Origin of the sequence: Cedecea sp. NFIX57 (assembly GCF_900177785.1) — a bacterium.
GTDB classification, from domain to species: domain Bacteria; phylum Pseudomonadota; class Gammaproteobacteria; order Enterobacterales; family Enterobacteriaceae; genus Cedecea; species Cedecea neteri_C.
In genome coordinates this window covers 15,439-34,726 of sequence record NZ_FXAS01000024.1, presented here as the reverse complement: position 1 = coordinate 34,726, position 19,288 = coordinate 15,439, and the positions used below count along the sequence as shown (strand labels likewise).

Annotated in this window: 20 protein-coding genes; 9 read left to right on the top strand and 11 right to left on the bottom strand. The window is 53.2% G+C overall.

The window, feature by feature from the left end:
• Positions 1-75 precede the first annotated feature (75 nt).
• The 4 genes from B9Y90_RS18755 to cpxP form a co-directional block, all read right to left on the bottom strand.
• On the bottom strand, positions 76-1,065 hold the full coding sequence (locus tag B9Y90_RS18755; protein WP_039289172.1) for a sulfate ABC transporter substrate-binding protein: 990 nt from the start codon (positions 1,063-1,065) through the stop codon (positions 76-78).
• A gap of 152 nt (positions 1,066-1,217) precedes the next feature.
• Positions 1,218-2,180 carry a 6-phosphofructokinase gene (pfkA, locus tag B9Y90_RS18750; protein ID WP_085542166.1) on the bottom strand — a complete coding sequence of 321 codons (963 nt, stop codon included), beginning with the start codon at positions 2,178-2,180 and terminating at the stop codon, positions 1,218-1,220.
• 182 nt (positions 2,181-2,362) lie between these two features.
• Positions 2,363-3,265: a CDF family cation-efflux transporter FieF gene (gene fieF, locus B9Y90_RS18745; protein ID WP_039289171.1), complete on the bottom strand. Its 903-nt coding sequence runs from the start codon at positions 3,263-3,265 to the stop codon at positions 2,363-2,365.
• 122 nt (positions 3,266-3,387) lie between these two features.
• Positions 3,388-3,897: a cell-envelope stress modulator CpxP gene (cpxP, locus tag B9Y90_RS18740; RefSeq protein ID WP_085542165.1), complete on the bottom strand. Its 510-nt coding sequence runs from the start codon at positions 3,895-3,897 to the stop codon at positions 3,388-3,390.
• Between the two features lie 151 nt (positions 3,898-4,048).
• Here cpxP and cpxR point away from each other — a divergent pair, with 151 nt between their 5' ends.
• The 3 genes from cpxR (at position 4,049) to trmL (ending at position 6,690) form a co-directional block, all read left to right on the top strand.
• Positions 4,049-4,747 carry an envelope stress response regulator transcription factor CpxR gene (gene cpxR / locus B9Y90_RS18735; RefSeq protein ID WP_039289169.1) on the top strand — a complete coding sequence of 233 codons (699 nt, stop codon included), beginning with the start codon at positions 4,049-4,051 and terminating at the stop codon, positions 4,745-4,747.
• Positions 4,744-6,114, top strand: coding sequence for an envelope stress sensor histidine kinase CpxA (cpxA, locus tag B9Y90_RS18730; RefSeq protein ID WP_039289168.1), 1,371 nt, complete (start codon positions 4,744-4,746; stop codon positions 6,112-6,114). Before cpxR ends, cpxA begins: the two co-directional genes overlap by 4 nt.
• 102 nt (positions 6,115-6,216) lie before the next feature.
• The gene (gene trmL / locus B9Y90_RS18725; protein WP_039289167.1) at positions 6,217-6,690 is read left to right on the top strand and encodes a tRNA (uridine(34)/cytosine(34)/5-carboxymethylaminomethyluridine(34)-2'-O)-methyltransferase TrmL; all 474 of its coding nucleotides are present in this window, start codon (positions 6,217-6,219) and stop codon (positions 6,688-6,690) included.
• Here trmL and cysE read toward each other — a convergent pair.
• The 5 genes from cysE to B9Y90_RS18700 all read right to left on the bottom strand — a co-directional run bounded on the left by cysE (position 6,687) and on the right by B9Y90_RS18700 (position 9,828).
• The gene (cysE, locus tag B9Y90_RS18720) at positions 6,687-7,502 is read right to left on the bottom strand and encodes a serine O-acetyltransferase (protein ID WP_008457483.1); all 816 of its coding nucleotides are present in this window, start codon (positions 7,500-7,502) and stop codon (positions 6,687-6,689) included. The two genes, trmL and cysE, sit on opposite strands and share 4 nt — an antisense overlap.
• 78 nt (positions 7,503-7,580) lie before the next feature.
• Positions 7,581-8,600, bottom strand: a complete 1,020-nt coding sequence (gpsA, locus tag B9Y90_RS18715; RefSeq protein WP_085542164.1) for an NAD(P)H-dependent glycerol-3-phosphate dehydrogenase — start codon at positions 8,598-8,600, stop codon at positions 7,581-7,583.
• A complete protein-coding gene (gene secB / locus B9Y90_RS18710; RefSeq protein WP_008457481.1) occupies positions 8,600-9,067 on the bottom strand; it encodes a protein-export chaperone SecB in 468 nt (155 codons plus the stop codon). The genes gpsA and secB overlap by 1 nt, the downstream gene beginning before the upstream one ends.
• Positions 9,068-9,123: 56 nt before the next feature.
• Positions 9,124-9,375, bottom strand: a complete 252-nt coding sequence (grxC, locus tag B9Y90_RS18705) for a glutaredoxin 3 (protein ID WP_008457480.1) — start codon at positions 9,373-9,375, stop codon at positions 9,124-9,126.
• A gap of 21 nt (positions 9,376-9,396) precedes the next feature.
• Positions 9,397-9,828 carry a rhodanese-like domain-containing protein gene (locus B9Y90_RS18700; RefSeq protein ID WP_039289165.1) on the bottom strand — a complete coding sequence of 144 codons (432 nt, stop codon included), beginning with the start codon at positions 9,826-9,828 and terminating at the stop codon, positions 9,397-9,399.
• 247 nt (positions 9,829-10,075) lie between these two features.
• Here B9Y90_RS18700 and gpmM point away from each other — a divergent pair, with 247 nt between their 5' ends.
• From gpmM to B9Y90_RS18685, 3 genes are read left to right on the top strand one after another with little or no spacing between them, the layout of a single operon-like run.
• A complete protein-coding gene (gpmM, locus tag B9Y90_RS18695) occupies positions 10,076-11,623 on the top strand; it encodes a 2,3-bisphosphoglycerate-independent phosphoglycerate mutase (RefSeq protein WP_085542163.1) in 1,548 nt (515 codons plus the stop codon).
• 9 nt (positions 11,624-11,632) lie between these two features.
• Positions 11,633-12,895 carry a murein hydrolase activator EnvC gene (envC, locus tag B9Y90_RS18690; RefSeq protein ID WP_039289163.1) on the top strand — a complete coding sequence of 421 codons (1,263 nt, stop codon included), beginning with the start codon at positions 11,633-11,635 and terminating at the stop codon, positions 12,893-12,895.
• 48 nt (positions 12,896-12,943) lie between these two features.
• Complete coding sequence (locus B9Y90_RS18685; RefSeq protein ID WP_254902717.1) at positions 12,944-13,834, top strand: divergent polysaccharide deacetylase family protein; 891 nt, start codon at positions 12,944-12,946, stop codon at positions 13,832-13,834.
• Positions 13,835-13,873: 39 nt separating this feature from the next.
• Here the strand turns inward: B9Y90_RS18685 and tdh are convergent, their stop codons facing one another.
• Both tdh and kbl read right to left on the bottom strand, forming a co-directional pair.
• Positions 13,874-14,899, bottom strand: coding sequence for an L-threonine 3-dehydrogenase (tdh, locus tag B9Y90_RS18680; RefSeq protein ID WP_039289161.1), 1,026 nt, complete (start codon positions 14,897-14,899; stop codon positions 13,874-13,876).
• 10 nt (positions 14,900-14,909) lie between these two features.
• Positions 14,910-16,106, bottom strand: a complete 1,197-nt coding sequence (gene kbl / locus B9Y90_RS18675) for a glycine C-acetyltransferase (RefSeq protein WP_039289160.1) — start codon at positions 16,104-16,106, stop codon at positions 14,910-14,912.
• A gap of 215 nt (positions 16,107-16,321) precedes the next feature.
• Between kbl and rfaD the strand changes: the two genes are divergently transcribed.
• Genes rfaD through rfaC form a run of 3 tightly spaced genes read left to right on the top strand, consistent with a single transcriptional unit; the run spans position 16,322 to position 19,288 of the window.
• Positions 16,322-17,254: an ADP-glyceromanno-heptose 6-epimerase gene (rfaD, locus tag B9Y90_RS18670; RefSeq protein ID WP_039289159.1), complete on the top strand. Its 933-nt coding sequence runs from the start codon at positions 16,322-16,324 to the stop codon at positions 17,252-17,254.
• 16 nt (positions 17,255-17,270) lie between these two features.
• Positions 17,271-18,320, top strand: coding sequence for an ADP-heptose--LPS heptosyltransferase RfaF (gene rfaF / locus B9Y90_RS18665; protein ID WP_085542161.1), 1,050 nt, complete (start codon positions 17,271-17,273; stop codon positions 18,318-18,320).
• Positions 18,320-19,288, top strand: a complete 969-nt coding sequence (rfaC, locus tag B9Y90_RS18660) for a lipopolysaccharide heptosyltransferase RfaC (protein WP_085542160.1) — start codon at positions 18,320-18,322, stop codon at positions 19,286-19,288. Before rfaF ends, rfaC begins: the two co-directional genes overlap by 1 nt.

Here is a 19,288-nt window from a genome sequence, read left to right as displayed (position 1 = left end):
CACTCTACGGGAAGATATTCTGCGAGTAAATGTCAGACCGTGGAAACAAAAATGGCCCCGTAGGGCCATTTAACGTTAACGCTTGCTGATTTGGTCGAAGCTGCCGCCGTTGGAGAAGTGGTCCTTCTGCGCTTTCGCCCAGCCGCCAAACTCTTCATCAATCGTGTAGAGCTTCAGTTTCGGGAATTCTTTTTCGTATTTCTTCGCGACTTCAGGATCGCGCGGACGGTAGTAATTCTTCGCCGCAATCTCCTGACCTTCAGGTGAGTAAAGATACTTCAGATAGGCTTCCGCCACGGCCTGAGTCCCTTTCTTCTCAACAACCTTGTCCACTACGGACACTGTCGGTTCCGCAAGGATAGATTCGCTTGGGGTCACAATCTCAAATTTGTCTTTGCCCAATTCATTGGTAGCCAGTAACGCCTCGTTTTCCCACGCAATCAGCACATCGCCAATGCCGCGCTCAACAAAGGTGTTGGTCGAACCACGAGCGCCGGAGTCCAGCACCTCTACGTTTTTGAATAAAGCTTTAACGAAGTCCTGCGCCTTCGCCTGATCGTTATTGTTGTGGTGCAGCGCATAACCCCATGCAGCTAAATAGTTCCAGCGCGCACCGCCGGAGCTTTTCGGGTTTGGCGTGATGACAGAAACACCCGGTTTAATCAGGTCGTTCCAGTCATGAATTTGTTTAGGGTTGCCTTTGCGCACCAGGAATACGATGGTGGAGGTATATGGCGCAGAATTGTCCGGCAGGCGCTTGATCCAGTTTTTATCAATGCGCCCGCGCTCAGCGATGGCATCCACGTCATAGGCCAGCGCCAGGGTTACGACGTCGGCTTCAATACCATTGATGACTGACGTTGCCTGTTTCCCGGATCCGCCGTGTGACTGGCGCACGGTGACCGTATCACCAGTTTGCTGCTTCCAGTGAGCACTGAACGCTTTGTTGTATTCTTCATACAGTTCACGAGTCGGATCGTAAGACACGTTGAGTAACTGAATATCCTTCGCCAGTACGCCACCAGAAGCCAAAAGTAATGTTAAACCCACGCCCCACTTGTTCATCGCCCGCTCTCTTTATGAAGTTTGATGCGACCAGCCTGCCAGAAACTATTTCAAGGATTAAAGAATAAAAAAAGATTGGCTATAACTTTTGGCGATATAACAGGCAATAAAAAAACCGGGCAATGCCCGGTTTTCGCTAACAAGTGCTCTACTTAGTACAGCTTTTTAGCGCAATCCAGCCAGTCACCTTTGAACGGACGCTTCATGTTTTCAATCGCGTCGATGATGTCATGGTGAACCAGTTTTTCGTTCTGGATGCCGACGCAGCGGCCACCAAAGCCCTGCAGCAGCAGTTCGATGGAGTAGGAGCCCATGCGGGACGCCAGAATACGGTCATACGCTACTGGAGAACCGCCGCGCTGGATGTGGCCCAGAACGGTAGCACGGGTTTCGCGCTTGGTTTCGGTTTCGATATATTTAGCCAGTTCGTCGACATCGCAAATGTGCTCGGTAATGGCAACAATGGCGTGTTTTTTACCTTTGGCGATCCCGGCTTTAATTTCTGCCACCAGATCTTCGCGGCTGAATTCAACTTCCGGCAGAACCACAAACTCACAGCCGCCGGCAATAGCCGCAGCCAGGGTCAGGTCACCGCAGTAACGTCCCATCACTTCAACGATGGAAATACGCTGGTGTGAAGAGGAGGTATCACGCAGGCGGTCAATCGCTTCAACCACGGTTTCCAGCGCAGTGAAGTAACCGATCGTGTAGTCGGTGCCTTTGATATCGTTATCGATGGTGCCCGGCAGGCCGATACAAGGGAAGCCCATTTCGGTCAGACGCATCGCCCCCATGTAAGAACCGTCACCGCCAATAACCACCAGCGCATCAATGCCGCGTTTTTTCAGGTTTTCGATAGCCACGGCGCGAATGTTTTCATCGCGGAACTCAGGGAAGCGAGCGGAGCCGAGGAATGTACCACCACGGTTGATCATGTCGGACACGCTATAGCGGTCCAGCTGCACCATGCGATCTTCGTACAGACCCAGGTAGCCATCATAGACACCCATGACTTCCAGACCTTCTGACAGCGCTGCACGCACCACACCGCGGATCGCCGCGTTCATGCCCGGCGCATCACCGCCACTCGTCAACACACCAATTTTTTTGATCATGACTACCTCTGAACTTTGAAAGCAAAATTAATCCTGTTGCCGGAAAACGCTGCGGGCAATCCGAAGCTTCGACGCTGCCCAAATAGTATAACAACGGCTTCCAGCTGAATTGATTCAGGTCAGGCCAAATGGCGGTATATTATGCAAAAACTGCCAGTCAGCGCCAACTTTCCAACGTAAAACTAAAGCTCGAAATGCCCCTGCCGTCCCGTCGGGACAACAGAGCAAGGATCCTGGTGGATAATCACATCCGATCCTGGGAAACGCTGCAGAATCGCCTGCTCCACCTGTTCAGCCACAACGTGCGCCTGAACCAGCGGTAAATTATCTTCCATCTCAATATGAAGCTGTATAAAGCGGGTCGGCCCTGACTGCCGCGTTCGGAGATCGTGGGCTCCTCTGACGCCGGGCCACGCATTCACGATATCAATAATAGCCTGACGTTCCTCGTCTGGTAACGCCCGATCAAGCAGCGATTGCACGGCTTCATAGCCCATTTGCAGCGCGCTATACAAAATGTACACGCCAATACCCAAAGCAAACAGCGAATCAGCACGATGCCAACCATACCAGGATAAGCCTAACGCAATAAGAATTGCGCCATTCATCATAACATCAGACTGATAATGAAGCATATCGGCCCGGACGGCCTGGCTTTGCGTTTTTCGCACTACCCAGCGCTGGAACGTCACCAAAACTAAGGTGCTTATCAGGGCCACAACCGTTACCGCAACGCCAATCCCAGGCTCTTTCATCGGGGAAGGCTCAGCCAGGTGCTGAATACCGGTTAAAAACAGGAACAGTGCCGAGCCAGAAATGAACATGCTTTGCGCGAGAGCGGCCAGCGATTCCGCTTTGCCGTGACCGAATGTATGTTCTTCGTCTGCGGGCTGGAGTGAATAACGCACCACAAGCAAGTTCGTCAATGAAGCTGCGATATCGACCAGCGAGTCCACCAGTGCCGCCAGAATACTGACCGAGCCGGTATACCACCAGGCGAAAATTTTTATTAAAAGTAGCAACGACGCCATAACGGTCGCCGCGATTGCAGCCCGGCTAACCAGCTGCCCATATTGTTGATTCATGGGGGCTCCCGCAGGTGAATGCCGGTAGTATAGCGGACAGGCCTGAGCGTCGGGCAAAAAAAACCCGCCTGGTGAGGCGGGGAAGACAGGGATGGTGTCTATGGCAAGGAAAACAGGGTTTGTTACTGGTTACTACGGGTACTGCTACTACTCATGGCCTGCAGCGAAACACCCTGCTGCAGTTCCGACAGTTCACGGAGATGGTCCATGCGCTGCTGGTGTTTCTCATTTAAAGCGGCTTGCTGCTCTGCACTGAGTAAGTGGTACATTTGGTTGCGTACTTTTGCCATCTCGACCTGGCGGGCAACCTGTTCTTGTGCCATTTTTTCAGCCTGAGCTTTCACTGCCACTTCATCAAATTTATCAGCGGTGATCAGGCGATGCATGATCTCCATTTCGCTAACATTAACGGGTGGGCTATCATGCCTTGCCCGGTGCATAAGATCTCGCATCTGTTGGCGTTGTTGCTCAGTCAAACTTATGCCGTCAAACATGTGATTCTGAGCGTTGTTTCGTTTCGCCAGATTGTCGCTTTGTGGCCAGTTAACGCCGGTCGGCAAATCAGCGGCCTGGCTGGCGAACGAGATAAATGCCAGTGTTGAGGCCATGACGGCAGCGGTAACATTGCGCATCACTTACTCCCGAAATCTGTGTGTGCTGCGATTCAACGAGAGCCAGTCTACGATTCCCGCTGCAAACTAGCGTCAGGGGGTGTAAAACAACGTAAAGTCATGGATTAGCGCGCCTTGATGACGTAATTTCTGCCTCGGAGGTAATTTCACAATGAATAAAATCCTGTTAGTTGATGATGACCGAGAGCTGACTTCCCTGTTAAAGGAATTGCTCGACATGGAAGGTTTTGACGTAGTTGTTGCTCACGATGGTGAGCAAGCGTTGACGCTTCTGGACGACAGCATCGACCTGTTATTGCTTGACGTAATGATGCCCAAGAAAAACGGCATTGATACGTTGAAAGAACTTCGCCAGACACACCAGACACCCGTCATTATGCTTACCGCACGCGGTAGCGAGCTTGACCGCGTACTCGGCCTTGAGCTGGGTGCAGATGACTATTTACCAAAACCTTTTAACGATCGTGAGCTGGTTGCCCGTATTCGCGCCATCCTGCGTCGTTCACACTGGAGCGAGCAGCAACAAAACAGCGATAGCAGTTCACCGACGGTAGAAGTCGATGGACTGAGCCTCAATCCAGGCCGCCAGGAAGCCAGCTTCGATGGGCAAGCACTGGACTTAACCGGTACCGAGTTCACGCTACTATATCTCCTTGCCCAGCATCTGGGTCAGGTGGTGTCTCGTGAACACCTTAGCCAGGAAGTCCTGGGTAAACGCTTAACGCCGTTTGACCGTGCAATTGACATGCATATTTCCAACCTGCGTCGTAAATTGCCGGATCGCAAAGACGGCCATCCGTGGTTTAAAACGCTGCGTGGCCGTGGCTATCTGATGGTTTCCGCTTCATGATAAGTAGCCTTACCGCGCGCATTTTTGCCATCTTCTGGCTGACGCTGGCTCTGGTACTGATGTTAGTTTTGATGCTGCCGAAGCTGGATTCACGCCAGATGACCGAGCTGATGGAAAATGAGCAACGTCAAGGCTACATGATTGAGCAACACGTCGAAGCTGAACTGGCAACCGATCCACCGAATGATTTGATGTGGTGGCGGCGTTTGTTCCGTGCAATCGACAAATGGGCACCTCCTGGCCAGCGTCTGCTGCTGGTCACCAGCGAAGGGCGCGTCATTGGCGCCCAACGCAACGAAATGCAGATCATCCGTAACTTTATTGGCCAGTCCGATAACGCCGATCATCCCCAGAAAAAGAAATATGGGCGAGTTGAGCTAGTTGGCCCATTTTCGGTGCGAGATGGAGAAGATAACTACCAACTTTATCTGATTCGCCCGGCCAGCAGCTCGCAATCTGACTTTATCAACCTGCTGTTCGACCGGCCTCTCTTGCTGCTGATTGTCACCATGCTGGTGAGTTCTCCACTGCTTCTCTGGCTGGCATGGAGCCTTGCGAAACCTGCTCGTAAGCTGAAAAATGCAGCAGACGAAGTCGCCCAGGGCAACCTACGTCAACATCCGGAACTCGAGGCTGGACCACAGGAATTCCAGGCAGCGGGCGCGAGCTTTAACCAAATGGTGACCGCGCTGGAACGAATGATGACGGCACAACAGAGGCTGCTGTCGGACATCTCCCATGAGCTCCGCACGCCGTTGACCCGACTGCAGCTCGGTACAGCGCTACTGCGCCGCCGCAGCGGCGAAAGCAAAGAGCTTGGGCGCATTGAAACCGAAGCCCAACGCCTGGACGGCATGATCAATGATCTGTTGGTGATGTCCCGCAATCAGCAAAAAAATGCGCTGGTTAGCGAGACGATGAAAGCGAACCAAATCTGGACAGAAATGCTGGATAACGCCGCTTTTGAAGCCGAGCAAATGGGCAAGTCGCTGGAAGTCACCTATCCGCCAGGCCCGTGGCTGATGTACGGTAACCCAAATGCGCTGGAAAGCGCGCTAGAGAACATTGTCCGTAACGCCCTGCGCTACTCGCACACCAAAATAGCGGTCAACTTCTCAGTCGATAATCAAGGTATTACCGTCACCGTTGACGATGACGGCCCGGGCGTCAGTCCGGAAGACAGAGAGCAAATTTTCCGTCCGTTTTATCGTACGGATGAGGCGCGCGACCGCGAGTCCGGTGGTACAGGTCTCGGCCTGGCTATCGTGGAAACGGCCGTGCAGCAACATCGTGGCTGGGTAAAAGCTGACGACAGTCCACTGGGTGGCCTGCGTCTGACGCTCTGGCTGCCGCTTTATCACCGCTGACAAACAGAATCAACATTCTCAATAACAGGCTCTACGGAGCCTGTTTTCGTTTCTGCTCAGTAGCTATTTTGCTATTCTGCGCCCCTAGTTGATGGGGGTTGTATGTTAAATATCGTTTTGTTTGAGCCAGAAATTCCGCCCAATACCGGGAACATTATCCGCCTGTGCGCCAACACCGGTTTTCGCCTGCATATCATTGAGCCGATGGGCTTTCCCTGGGATGATAAACGCCTGCGTCGTGCAGGGCTGGATTATCACGAATTTACGACAGTGCTACGCCATCGCGACTATAACGCCTTTCTGGAAACCGAAAACCCTCAACGCCTGTTTGCCTTAACAACCAAGGGAACACCCGCCCACAGCGCTGTGAGTTATCAGGCAGGAGACTATTTGATGTTTGGTCCGGAAACCCGTGGGCTGCCAGCGGAGATACTGGACGCGATGCCACCCGAGCAAAAGATTCGCATTCCCATGATGCCGGACAGCCGCAGCATGAATCTCTCTAACTCGGTGTCCGTGGTGGTCTATGAGGCCTGGCGCCAGTTGGGGTATCAGGGCGCCGTTCTCAGAAGCTAAATGCCGTCGCCGTACTCAAAGCCAGCGCCGTTGAAGTGCTGATCCATATCTATCGCTGGCTTGTCACTTCCAGGCGTGCCCACGATGCGTGCCGGTACGCCGGCTGCCGTAGTGTGCGGCGGAACAGGCTGTAGCACGACGGAGCCCGCGCCAATTTTCGCGCCGGTTCCGACCTCAATATTGCCGAGGATCTTGGCACCCGCACCAATCATCACGCCTTCACGGATTTTCGGATGGCGATCGCCACTGGTTTTACCGGTACCGCCCAGGGTGACCGATTGCAGAATAGAGACATCGTTTTCAACGACCGCCGTCTCACCAATGACAATCCCGGTGGCATGGTCGAGCATGATCCCACAACCGATTTTTGCCGCAGGGTGAATATCAACCTGGAAAGAAACGGATACCTGGTTCTGCAGGAAGATAGCCAGTGCCTGTCTTCCCTGCAGCCAAAGCCAATGGCCAATGCGATACGCCTGCAGCGCATGAAAGCCTTTAAGATAAAGCAGCGGCGTTGAATACTTGTCTACTGCAGGGTCACGCGTGCGCACCGCCTGGATATCGCAAGCTGCAGAGGCAATCATCTGCGGATCGGCCGCGTAGGCCTCTTCAACAACCTCACGAATGGCGATGGCCGGCATAATCGGCGAAGCCAGCTTATTGGCCAGCATGTAGCTGAGCGCATTCCCAAGATTATCGTGTTTGAGGAGCGTCGCATGATAAAAACTGGCTAACATGGGTTCACAATCCGCAAGCGCTCGCGCTTCGGCTTTAATATTGCTCCACACCAAATCCAGTTCTTCTGACGACATTGCTCTCTCCAGACATAAAAACAACGCCCGACACCAGGGTCGGGACGTTTCAGTTATTGCGGTGTATTAGGCGATCCTTCATTTGCCGCTTCGTTCATCCTTACGAGTACGACCAAGCAACGTTAATGCTGCCTCGCGCGCATTTTTTCCGCAATACAATACCTGATAAATTTCCTCGGTTATTGGCATTTCGACGCCTACCCGAGCCGCCAGCTCGCGAACTTCTTTGGTATTGCGATAGCCTTCAACCACCTGGCCAATCTTCTGCTGTGCGCCATCCACATCCATTCCCTGACCGAGCATCATGCCAAAGCGACGGTTACGAGATTGATTATCGGTACAGGTCAACACCAGATCGCCCAAGCCGGCCATGCCCATAAAGGTTTCCGGAGAAGCACCGAGTGCACTGCCAAGGCGAGTCATCTCCGCGAGACCACGGGTGATAAGCGCGGTACGAGCATTGGCACCAAACCCGATGCCGTCCGACATCCCTGCGCCAATAGCGATAACGTTTTTAACCGCCCCACCAAGCTGAACGCCGATGAAATCGGGATTGCTGTAGACACGGAAGCTTTTACCGCAGTGCAGAAGATGTTGGAGATCATCCGCAAACTGGTCATCGGTTGCCGCAAGCGCAATCGCCGTCGGTAAACCTGCTGCCAGCTCTTTCGCAAATGTTGGGCCAGAAATGACCGCCAGAGGAGCATCATCCCCCAGCGCCTCACGGGCAACATCCTGCAATAGACGACCCGTTTCAGCTTCCAGCCCTTTTGTCGCCCACACAATACGTGCATCTGGGCGCATCAGCGGCTTGATTTGACGCAACACTTGCCCGAACACATGGCTCGGTACGACCACCAAAATATTACGGCTGGCAGCCAGCGCTACGGCTAAATCACTCTCAAGATGCAAGGTATCGGGAAAAGGGACATCGGGCAGGAAAGCAACATTGCAGCGATCGGCCTGCAGCGTAGCGATATGTTTAGCGTCATGACCCCACAGCACTACGTGGTGGCCATTTCTCGCAAGGGTGATAGCGAGAGCGGTGCCGTAAGAGCCGGCACCGATAACAGTCATTGAAGCATTAAGGCTGTTCATCAGGCATCCTGATGGTTTTCAGCACCTTCGCCAGCTTGCTGCTGCAGATAGTTCATGAACAACGCATCGAAGTTAACCGGTGCAAGGTTCAGCTGAGGGAAAGTACCGCGAGAAACCAGGCTAGTGATACATTCACGCGCATATGGGAACAGAATGTTCGGGCAGTATGCGCCCAGGCAATGCGCCAACTGCGTGCCTTCGATACCGTCAACGGAGAAGATACCCGCCTGCTGAACTTCGCACAGGAAAGCGGTGTCTTCGCCCAGCGTAGCGGTCACAGTTACGCGCAGCACAACTTCATAAACATTTTCAGCCAGCTGGCTGGATGCAGTATCCAGATCCAGTTTTACTTCTGGCTGCCAGTCTTTCTGGAATACGTGCGGTGCGTTAGGTGCTTCGAAAGAGACATCCTTGGTGTAAACACGCTGAATCTGGAAACCCATTTCTGTATTGTTTTGTTCTGACATTGTTAACCCTTAAATTTAAACGTCCTTACTCTGCGATACACGGCAGACAAACCGCACTAGCTCAGGAGGGGATCGAGTCCACCACGCGCATCCAGTGCGTACAAGTCATCGCAACCGCCAATGTGCTGTGCGTCAATAAAAATCTGCGGTACCGTGGTACGGCCACTGCGTTTGATCATCTCTTCCCGCTTAGCGGCATCACCATCAATAGGTAATTCCTGGAACGCCACGCCTTTTTCGTTCAGCAGGGCTTTTGCACGGTGGCAAAAAGGACAAGTCGCTTTGGTATAGATCTCAATATTCGCCATGGTTTACCTCAGTGTTCCAGATTATTTACCGCGAACCAGCGGCAGGTTTTCCCCGCTCCAGCCAGCAATACCTTCTTTTAACAGCGCAACCTGCTCAAAACCAGCTTTGTTCAACAAAGCCGCGGATTCTTGTGAAGAAACACCGTTAGCGCACACCACAATAATGGGTTTAGCTTTGTGTTTTTCAAGTTCACCCAAGTTGCCGCTTTTGATTTCTGTTGGCAGCACGTTCAGTGAATTCGCAATGTGGCCTTTACGGAAATCATCACGCTGGCGCACATCAACAACCACCGCATCTTCTTTGTTAATTAAGCGAGTGGCTTCACCACGGGTGATCACTTTGACTTTAGAGGCCAGGCCTTTAAAAGTCATGAAAAGTACCGCGGCCAGCAGACCAACCCACGCCAGACTAAGTATGGGGTGGCGACCAACGAATTGCATAATTTCTTGCATGGGGGGTAATAACTCCCGACTAAGTAATGATGAGAAAACCAGGTGGGGAGTATACCTTCGCGTTGTGGCAATTACAGCCAGTCTGAATAATGTTATGTGGATTCTGCGGGCTGTTACGAAAAAAAAGAACCAGACTGATGCAATCCGATCGCCCTCCAGCCCCTTTCTTTGATCTTCTGCGGCTATTCGTCGGGATCGGCTGTAGTAAAATTACGCAAATTTTGTCTTAGACTCAGAGGTTGTTGCAATGTCGGTTACTAAAAAACCTATGGTCCTGGTGATTCTCGATGGCTATGGCCACCGCGAAGAGCAGCAGGATAACGCGATTCTTAATGCTAAAACGCCGGTGATGGATAGCCTGTGGGGCCAGCGCCCGCATACTTTGATCAACGCATCAGGGCTGGAAGTCGGTTTACCAGACGGGCAAATGGGTAACTCCGAAGTCGGCCACGTCAACCTCGGTGCCGGCCGTATCGTTTATCAGGATCTGACTCGCCTCGACGTTGAAATTAAAGAACGTAGTTTCTTTGCTAACCCGGTATTGACTGCTGCAGTGGACAAAGCCATTGCCGCCGGTAAAGCGGTACATATCATGGGCCTGGTTTCCCCTGGCGGCGTTCACAGCCATGAAGACCATATTCTGGCGATGATAGAGCTGGCAGCCGAACGAGGTGCGGAAGCTATTTATCTGCATGCTTTCCTTGATGGCCGTGACACGCCGCCACGCAGCGCAGAGTCCTCCCTGAAGAAATTTGCCGACAAGTTCGCTGAGCTGGGCAAAGGCCGCGTTGCCACCCTGATTGGCCGCTATTACGCAATGGATCGTGACAACCGCTGGGATCGTGTTGAGCTGGCTTACGACCTGATGACTCAGGCCAAAGGTGAATTCCAGGCAGACAATGCGGTTGCTGGCCTGGAAGCCGCTTACGCTCGTGACGAAAACGATGAATTCGTTAAGCCAACCGTGATTCGCGCCGCAGGTGAAGCCGACTCGACTATGAATGATGGCGATGCGCTGATCTTCATGAACTTCCGTGCTGACCGTGCCCGTCAGATCACCCGCGCCTTTGTTAACGCCAATTTCGATGGTTTCAGCCGCAAAAAAGTAGTGCAGTTTGGCGACTTCGTGATGCTGACTGAATATGCCGCAGACATTAAAACGGCCTGCGCTTACCCACCAGCGTCACTGACCAATACTTTCGGCGAGTGGATGGCGAAACACAATAAAACCCAGTTGCGCATCTCCGAAACCGAGAAATACGCTCACGTCACCTTCTTCTACAACGGCGGCGTTGAAGAGCCGTTCGCGGGTGAAGACCGCGTGCTGGTAAATTCTCCGAAAGTGGCGACCTACGATCTGCAGCCTGAAATGAGCTCTGCTGAACTGACCGATAAGCTGCTGAGTGCCATCAACAGCGGCAAATACGACACCATCATCTGCAACTATCCGAACGGTGATATGGTTGGCCACACCGGCGTCTATGATGCTGCGATTTCCGCCGTTGAAGCCCTCGACAACTGCGTCGCTCAGGTGGTTAAAGCCGTTGAGGCCGTTGGCGGTCAGCTGTTGATCACTGCAGACCACGGTAACGCAGAGCAAATGCGCGACCCGGCTACCGGCCAGGCCCATACCGCGCACACCAGCCTGCCGGTTCCGCTGATCTACGTAGGTGAAAAAAACCTGAAAGCTGTCGCTGGCGGCAAGCTTTCTGACATCGCGCCAACCATGTTGAGCCTGATGGGAATGGAAATCCCGCACGAGATGACTGGCAAGCCGCTGTTCATCGTGGAATAATCCCTCCCCATGAGGGGAAAGGTGATTTTTTCAAAGACATGGGCTGTGAAGCCCGTTATCTACGCCAGCGTGTTTAGCGCTGGCGTCTTGTTATTGCCTTTTTCCAGCCACGCTGACGACAAGCAGCAGCTGCAATCCATTCAACAGGATATCGCGGCCAAAGAGCGCGCGGTGCGTCAGCAACAGCAGCAACGTTCCGTTTTACTCGCTCAGCTAAAAGCGCAAGAAGAAGCAATTTCCGCGGCCAGCCGTAAGCTGCGCGAAACCCAGAACACTCTCGCGGATTTAAACAATCAAATCGCGACGCTGAACAACTCCCTCGCAAAACTTCAAAAACAGCAAGCGACTCAGGAACGTAACCTGGCCGCTCAGCTGGATGCGGCGTTTCGTCAGGGTCAGCATACCGGTATTCAGTTGATTCTTAGCGGCGAAGAAAGCCAGCGTGGCCAGCGCCTGCAGGCCTATTTCGGTTACCTTAACGCTGCGCGTCAGCAGACTATCGAAGAGTTAAAACAGACCAAAGCGGAAGCCGCACAGCAGAAAACCGAGCTGGAAAGTAAGCAAAGCGAACAGCAAACTTTGCTGTATGACCAGCAGGCGCAACAGGCCAGGCTGGAGAGCGCCCGCAACGAACGCAAAAAGACGCTGGCAGGCCTGGAATCCTCCATCCAGCAGGATCAGCAGAAGCTGAGTGAAATGCGCCAGAACCAGGCGCGACTGCAGAGCCAGATCGCCCGCGCAGAAGCAGCGGCAAAAGCTCGAGCCGAGCGTGAGGCACGCGAAGCAGAGCAGGTTCGCAATAAACAGCAGGAAGCCTCCAACAAAGGCACAACCTACAAGCCAACCGAAAGCGAGCGTTCATTGATGTCGAGAACAGGTGGCCTGGGTGCGCCACGTGGGCAGGCATACTGGCCGGTTCGCGGTTCGTTACTGCATCGCTATGGCGAACAGCTGCAAGGTGAACTACGTTGGAAAGGTATCGTTATTGCGGCGTCGGAAGGCACGGAAGTTAAAGCCATTGCCGACGGACGTGTGATCCTTGCCGACTGGCTTCAGGGCTATGGTCTTGTTGTCGTCATTGAACACGGCAAAGGCGATATGAGTCTCTACGGCTACAACCAGAGCGCGCTGGTCAGCGTCGGCACCCAGGTACGTGCCGGGCAACCTATTGCGCTGGTCGGTAGCAGTGGCGGCCAGGGCCGTCCGTCACTCTATTTCGAAATTCGTCGCCAGGGCCAGGCAGTGAATCCACAACCGTGGTTGGGAAGATAAGTTTTGCCTCAGTTTCGCACCGTTTTTTTCGCCGCCGCCAGCGGGCTAATGCTGGCAACCTCCGCCTGGGCCGGTAAGCTCTCAATAGTCATTGATGACTTTGGCTATCGTCCTCAGCAGGAAAACCAGGTGCTGGCCCTGCCAACTAACGTCTCTGTCGCCGTGCTACCCAACGCACCACACGCTCGCGAAATGGCGACCAAAGCCCATAACGCCGGGCATGAAGTTCTGATCCATCTGCCGATGGCACCACTCAGCAAACAACCGCTAGAGAAAGATACGCTCCGCCCGGACATGAGCAGCAGCGAAATCGAGAGAATTATCCGCGACGCGGTGAACAAAGTCCCTTATGCCGTTGGGATGAATAACCATATGGGCAGCGCGATGACCTCAAGCCTGTTCGGCATGCAAAAGGTGATGCAGTCGCTGGAGCAGTACAATCTCTATTTCCTGGACAGCATGACCATCGGTAACAGCCAGGCCACGCGCGCCGCAGCCGGCACTCGAGTCAAAGTGATTAAGCGGAAAGTGTTCCTCGACGATACTCAGAACGAGGCGGATATCCGCTTTCAGTTCAATCGCGCTATCCAGCTTGCTCGCAAAACCGGGTCAGCAATCGCCATCGGTCACCCTCACCCTTCGACCGTTCGCGTCCTCCAGCAGATGGTGTACAACCTGCCACCGGACATCACGCTGGTGCGGCCGAGCAGCCTGCTTAATGAGCCACAGGTAGATACCTCAACACCGAATAATACTCTGCCGGGCAAACAGCCACCGCCACGTAACCCGTTCCGGGGCGTGAAGGTGTGTAAACCGAAACAGCCTCTTGAGCCGGTGTACGCCACCACCTACTTTAAAGTCATCAGTGAAAGCATTGCCGAGAGCGCGCTGGTGAAATATCTCCAGCATCAGTGGCAGGGTTGGGCCAAACAGGCCTGATTGAAAAACCAGAGGGCGCAATGCCCTCTGGCTTAATGATTAATCCCAGCTCAGGATAACTTTGCCGGACTGCCCGGAGCGCATCGCGTCAAAGCCTTTCTGGAACTCATCGATAGAGAAGCGGTGGGTGATGATCGGAGACAAATCCAGACCAGACTGAATCAGGGCTGCCATCTTGTACCAGGTCTCAAACATCTCGCGACCGTAGATACCCTTAATAAACAGCCCTTTAAAGATAACTTTGGTCCAGTCGATAGACATATCTGACGGCGGGATCCCCAGCATCGCAATCCGGCCACCGTGGTTCATGGTATCCAGCATGGTACGGAACGCCGGTGGCGCGCCGGACATCTCCAGACCCACGTCAAACCCTTCGGTCATCCCCAGCTCGCTCATCACGTCCTGCAGGCTTTCTTTGCTGACGTTGACCGCACGAGTAATACCCATTTCACGCGCCAGCTCAAGGCGGTATTCGTTCACGTCGGTAATCACCACGTTACGCGCGCCGACGTGCTTCGCTACTGCCGCCGCCATGATCCCGATAGGGCCTGCGCCGGAGACCAGCACATCTTCGCCTACCAGGTCGAACGAAAGCGCCGTGTGCACGGCGTTGCCGAACGGGTCGAAGATGGAAGCCAGGTCGTCTGAGATATTGTCCGGGATCCTGAACGCATTAAACGCCGGGATAACCAAATACTCAGCAAAACAGCCGGGGCGGTTCACACCCACGCCAGTGGTGTTACGGCAGAGGTGGGTACGCCCGCCGCGGCAGTTACGACAGTGTCCACAGGTGATATGCCCTTCGCCGGAAACGCGATCGCCAATCTTGAAGCCTTTCACTTCCTGGCCAATGCCTACCACTTCCCCCACGTATTCGTGGCCCACAACCATAGGAACAGGAATAGTTTTTTGCGACCATTCGTCCCAGTTGTAAATATGGACGTCGGTCCCGCAAATCGCCGTTTTACGAATTTTGATCAGCAGATCGTTATGACCCATTTCCGGCTTGGGGGCATCCGTCATCCAGATGCCTTCTTCCGCCTTCAGTTTTGCTAATGCTTTCATGACCGCTCCCTTAAGCGATAACGCCTAATTGCTTACCGATGCGCGTAAACGCATCTACCGCACGTTCAATTTGCTCAGGGGTATGCGCCGCCGACATTTGGGTGCGAATACGCGCCTGACCTTTTGGCACCACCGGGTAGAAGAAACCGGTGACATAAATACCTTCTTTTTGCAGCTCGCGCGCAAAGTTTTGCGCCACAACTGCTTCACCAAGCATCACTGGAATAATGGCGTGATCTGCACCTGCAAGCGTAAATCCGGCAGCGCTCATTTTTTCACGGAACAGACGAGCGTTTGACCACAGGCGCTCACGCAGCTCTTCGCCTGACTCCAGCATTTCCAGTACCTTGATAGAGGCGGAAACAATGGCTGGCGCGAGTGAATTTGAGAAAAGGTAAGGACGGGAACGCTGGCGAAGCCATTCGATAACCTCTTTACGACCTGCGGTATAACCACCAGAAGCGCCGCCCAGTGCTTTACCCAGCGTGCCGGTAATAATATCAACACGGTCCATGACATCGCAGTATTCGTGCGTACCGCGCCCATTGGCACCTACAAAGCCCACGGCGTGGGAGTCATCGACCATAACCAGCGCATTGTACTTATCCGCCAGGTCACAAACACCCTGCAGGTTGGCAATCACACCGTCCATTGAGAACACGCCGTCGGTGGCGATCATCACGTGGCGAGCACCTGCAGCACGAGCCTCTTTCAGGCGAGCCTCCAGCTCCTGCATATCGTTGTTGGCATAGCGATAACGCTGTGCTTTGCACAGGCGCACACCGTCGATAATTGAGGCATGGTTCAGTGCGTCAGAAATGATGGCATCTTCCGGCCCGAGCAGCGTCTCAAACAAGCCGCCATTGGCGTCAAAGCAGGAGGAGTAAAGAATCGCGTCGTCCGTTCCCAGGAAATCGGCCAGCTTGCTTTCCAACTGTTTATGGCTGTCCTGAGTACCACAGATAAAGCGGACCGAGGCCATACCAAAACCGTGTTTATCCATCCCCTGTTTAGCTGCTTCAATCAGCTGCGGATGGTTAGCAAGACCCAGATAGTTGTTGGCGCAGAAGTTAATAACGTGGCTGCCGTCCGAGACGGTGATGTCCGCCTGTTGGGCGGAGGTGATAATACGCTCTTCTTTAAATAACCCTTCCACACGAGCCGTCTCGAGCTGGGAGGTCAACTGCTTGTAAAAATCTTCGCGCATCGCGATTCTCCAGGCATGGCAAATTTCGGCATATATTACCCAAACCTATACCAGGAGACGAGATTACGCTTCAGGGAATATGATTTTTGCAGGATAAATCACGAGGGTGAAAAACTTCCGCCCATTAGGCGGGTCTTTAATTGTAATGGTATGATAAGAGCCATTAGCGCATCAGGTTTATGGCCTGAAAGCCCCACTTTTTAAAGGTTGAAATTATGATTATCGTTACTGGCGGCGCCGGCATGATCGGCAGCAACATTGTTAAATCTCTGAATGAGCAAGGCTACCGCGATATCCTGGTCGTGGATAACCTCAAAGACGGGACTAAATTTGTTAACCTGGTTGATCTGGACATCGCCGACTACATGGACAAGGAAGACTTCCTGATCCAGATTATGGCCGGGGAAGAGTTCGGTGATATCGACGCCATCTTCCATGAAGGTGCCTGCTCTTCCACCACCGAGTGGGACGGCAAGTACATGATGGACAACAACTATCAGTACTCTAAAGAAATCCTGCACTACTGCCTGGAGCGTGAAATTCCGTTCCTGTATGCCTCTTCTGCCGCCACCTACGGCGGGCGCAATGCAGATTTCATCGAATCTCGCGAATATGAACAGCCGCTGAACGTATACGGCTACTCAAAATTCCTGTTTGATGAATATGTGCGCCAGATCCTGCCAGAAGCGAACTCTCAAGTGACCGGCTTCCGCTACTTTAACGTTTACGGGCCGCGTGAAGGTCACAAAGGCAGCATGGCGAGCGTCGCCTTCCACCTCAATACCCAATTGAATAACGGTGAAAATCCTAAACTCTTTGAAGGCAGTGACGGCTTCAAGCGTGACTTCATCTATGTGGGGGATGTGGCCGCCGTTAATCTGTGGTTCTGGCAAAATGGCGTTTCCGGTATTTTCAACTGCGGTACCGGCCGTGCAGAATCCTTCCAGGCCGTGGCAGACGCTGCGCTGGCGTATCACAACAAAGGCAGCATCGAGTACATTCCTTTCCCGGACAAACTGAAAGGTCGCTACCAGGCTTATACCGAAGCCGACTTAACCAATCTGCGCGCTGCAGGTTACGACAAGCCGTTCAAAACCGTAGCCGAAGGCGTTGCGGAATACATGACATGGTTAAATCGCGACGCATAAGCTGCACAGGGAAAGTATGAAAATTCTGGTGATTGGCCCGTCATGGGTGGGCGACATGATGATGTCGCAAAGTCTCTATCGCACGCTCAAGGCGCGTTATCCCCAGGCGATCATTGACGTGATGGCACCCGCGTGGTGCCGTCCGCTATTATCGCGTATGCAGGAAGTGAACGAAGCCATCGCCATGCCTTTGGGCCACGGTGCGTTGCAAATTGCAGAGCGTCGTCGCCTTGGACACAGCCTGCGGGACAAACGCTATGACCATGCGTACGTTCTGCCAAACTCGTTTAAGTCCGCGCTGGTGCCTTTTTTTGCCAACATACCTCACCGCACTGGCTGGCTAGGTGAGATGCGCTATGGCTTGCTGAATGACAGCCGCAAGCTGGACAAACAAGCCTGGCCTTTAATGGTGGAACGCTACGTCGCCCTGGGTTATGAGAAAGGTATAATGCAGTCGGCTAAAGACCTCCCGCAGCCGCTCCTGTGGCCTCAACTACATGTTAGTGAAGGTGAAAAAACACAGACTTGCGCTGCTTTTAATCTTGAGCCACAGCGCCCGATGATTGGTTTCTGCCCAGGAGCAGAGTTCGGCCCTGCAAAACGCTGGCCGCACTATCATTACGCCGCGCTCGCGGCAAAGCTCATTGATGCTGGCTATCAGGTTGTGCTCTTCGGCTCAGCCAAAGATAAGGACGCAGGTAAAGAGATTCTTGCTGCCCTCAGCAGTGAGCAACAGGCATGGTGCCGTAACCTTGCCGGAGATACCCAGCTCGAGCAGGCCGTTATTTTGCTTGCAGCTTGCCAGGGTGTAGTCACTAATGACTCTGGCCTGATGCATGTTGCAGCCGCACTCGACCGCCCACTGGTCGCACTTTATGGCCCCAGCAGCCCGGATTTCACCCCACCGCTTTCCCATAAAGCGAAGGTTATTCGCCTGATCAGCGGATACCATAAAGTGCGTAAAGGCGATGCCGCTGAGGGCTATCATCAAAGCCTGATCGATATCACGCCCGAAAGCGTGCTGGTTGCATTGACCGAACTGTTAACCAGCAGCAAGGAAGACTGATGCGTGTTCTTCTCGTTAAAACATCTTCGATGGGCGATGTGCTTCATTCGCTTCCAGCCCTGACGGATGCGATGCATGCTATTCCAGGAATCAAATTCGACTGGGTTGTTGAAGAAGGCTTTGCCCAGATCCCGAGCTGGCACCCCGCCGTAGATAAAGTATTTCCGGTTGCAATCCGTCGCTGGCGTAAAAGCTGGTTTGCTTCTAAAACACGCGGCGAACGTGAAGTGTTCTATGAAGAGCTGAAGGCCAGAGAATATGACTGCATTATCGACGCCCAGGGGCTGGTAAAAAGTGCTGCACTGGTCACTCGCAAGGCGCGTGGCATAAAGCACGGCATGAACTGGAACAGCGCACGTGAGCCATTAGCCAGTCTGTTCTACAACGTAAGACACAGCGTGGCCAGACAGCAACACGCGGTGGAGCGCGTGCGTGAGCTTTTTGCTAAGAGTTTGGGATATATCCAACCCGATCGGCAGGGTGATTATGCAATCGCATCGCATTTCCTGAACTATCTGAACGCGGATAATGGTCAGTATGCCGTATTCTTACATGCGACGACACGAGATGATAAACACTGGCCGGAAACGCACTGGCGTGAGCTAATTAGCCTGCTGGAGGGTTCAGGGGTTCGCATTAAGCTTCCGTGGGGAGCGCCACATGAAGAAGCAAGGGCTAAGCGGCTGGCAGAAGGATTTGATTTTGTTGACGTCTTACCGAAAATGACGCTTGAAGAAGTGGCTAAAGTATTGGCGGGAGCAAAATATGTGGTTTCCGTTGATACAGGATTAAGCCACCTTACCGCAGCATTAGACCGGCCGAATGTGACGCTATACGGGCCGACTGATCCGGGGCTAATTGGTGGGTATGGTCTACATCAGCAGGCGCTAAAAAATGGGGATCATGCAATGGCTTCAACATCAGCAAACGATGTCCGACAATTACTTCAACATTCAAACATACTATAA

Bases quoted from the DNA above. Each gene is read 5' to 3' on its own strand.
- rfaF (WP_085542161.1), top strand. From the start codon at position 17,271: ATGAAAATTCTGGTGATTGGCCCGTCATGGGTGGGCGACATGATGATG.
- rfaC (WP_085542160.1), top strand. From the start codon at position 18,320: ATGCGTGTTCTTCTCGTTAAAACATCTTCGATGGGCGATGTGCTTCAT.
- cpxP (WP_085542165.1), bottom strand. From the start codon at position 3,897: ATGCGCAATGTTACCGCTGCCGTCATGGCCTCAACACTGGCATTTATC.
- B9Y90_RS18755 (WP_039289172.1), bottom strand. From the start codon at position 1,065: ATGAACAAGTGGGGCGTGGGTTTAACATTACTTTTGGCTTCTGGTGGC.
- cpxA (WP_039289168.1), top strand. From the start codon at position 4,744: ATGATAAGTAGCCTTACCGCGCGCATTTTTGCCATCTTCTGGCTGACG.
- gpmM (WP_085542163.1), top strand. From the start codon at position 10,076: ATGTCGGTTACTAAAAAACCTATGGTCCTGGTGATTCTCGATGGCTAT.
- grxC (WP_008457480.1), bottom strand. From the start codon at position 9,375: ATGGCGAATATTGAGATCTATACCAAAGCGACTTGTCCTTTTTGCCAC.
- fieF (WP_039289171.1), bottom strand. From the start codon at position 3,265: ATGAATCAACAATATGGGCAGCTGGTTAGCCGGGCTGCAATCGCGGCG.
- kbl (WP_039289160.1), bottom strand. From the start codon at position 16,106: ATGCGCGAAGATTTTTACAAGCAGTTGACCTCCCAGCTCGAGACGGCT.
- gpsA (WP_085542164.1), bottom strand. From the start codon at position 8,600: ATGAACAGCCTTAATGCTTCAATGACTGTTATCGGTGCCGGCTCTTAC.
- trmL (WP_039289167.1), top strand. From the start codon at position 6,217: ATGTTAAATATCGTTTTGTTTGAGCCAGAAATTCCGCCCAATACCGGG.
- rfaD (WP_039289159.1), top strand. From the start codon at position 16,322: ATGATTATCGTTACTGGCGGCGCCGGCATGATCGGCAGCAACATTGTT.
- cpxR (WP_039289169.1), top strand. From the start codon at position 4,049: ATGAATAAAATCCTGTTAGTTGATGATGACCGAGAGCTGACTTCCCTG.
- cysE (WP_008457483.1), bottom strand. From the start codon at position 7,502: ATGTCGTCAGAAGAACTGGATTTGGTGTGGAGCAATATTAAAGCCGAA.
- B9Y90_RS18685 (WP_254902717.1), top strand. From the start codon at position 12,944: ATGCTGGCAACCTCCGCCTGGGCCGGTAAGCTCTCAATAGTCATTGAT.
- secB (WP_008457481.1), bottom strand. From the start codon at position 9,067: ATGTCAGAACAAAACAATACAGAAATGGGTTTCCAGATTCAGCGTGTT.
- B9Y90_RS18700 (WP_039289165.1), bottom strand. From the start codon at position 9,828: ATGCAAGAAATTATGCAATTCGTTGGTCGCCACCCCATACTTAGTCTG.
- envC (WP_039289163.1), top strand. From the start codon at position 11,633: ATGAGGGGAAAGGTGATTTTTTCAAAGACATGGGCTGTGAAGCCCGTT.
- pfkA (WP_085542166.1), bottom strand. From the start codon at position 2,180: ATGATCAAAAAAATTGGTGTGTTGACGAGTGGCGGTGATGCGCCGGGC.
- tdh (WP_039289161.1), bottom strand. From the start codon at position 14,899: ATGAAAGCATTAGCAAAACTGAAGGCGGAAGAAGGCATCTGGATGACG.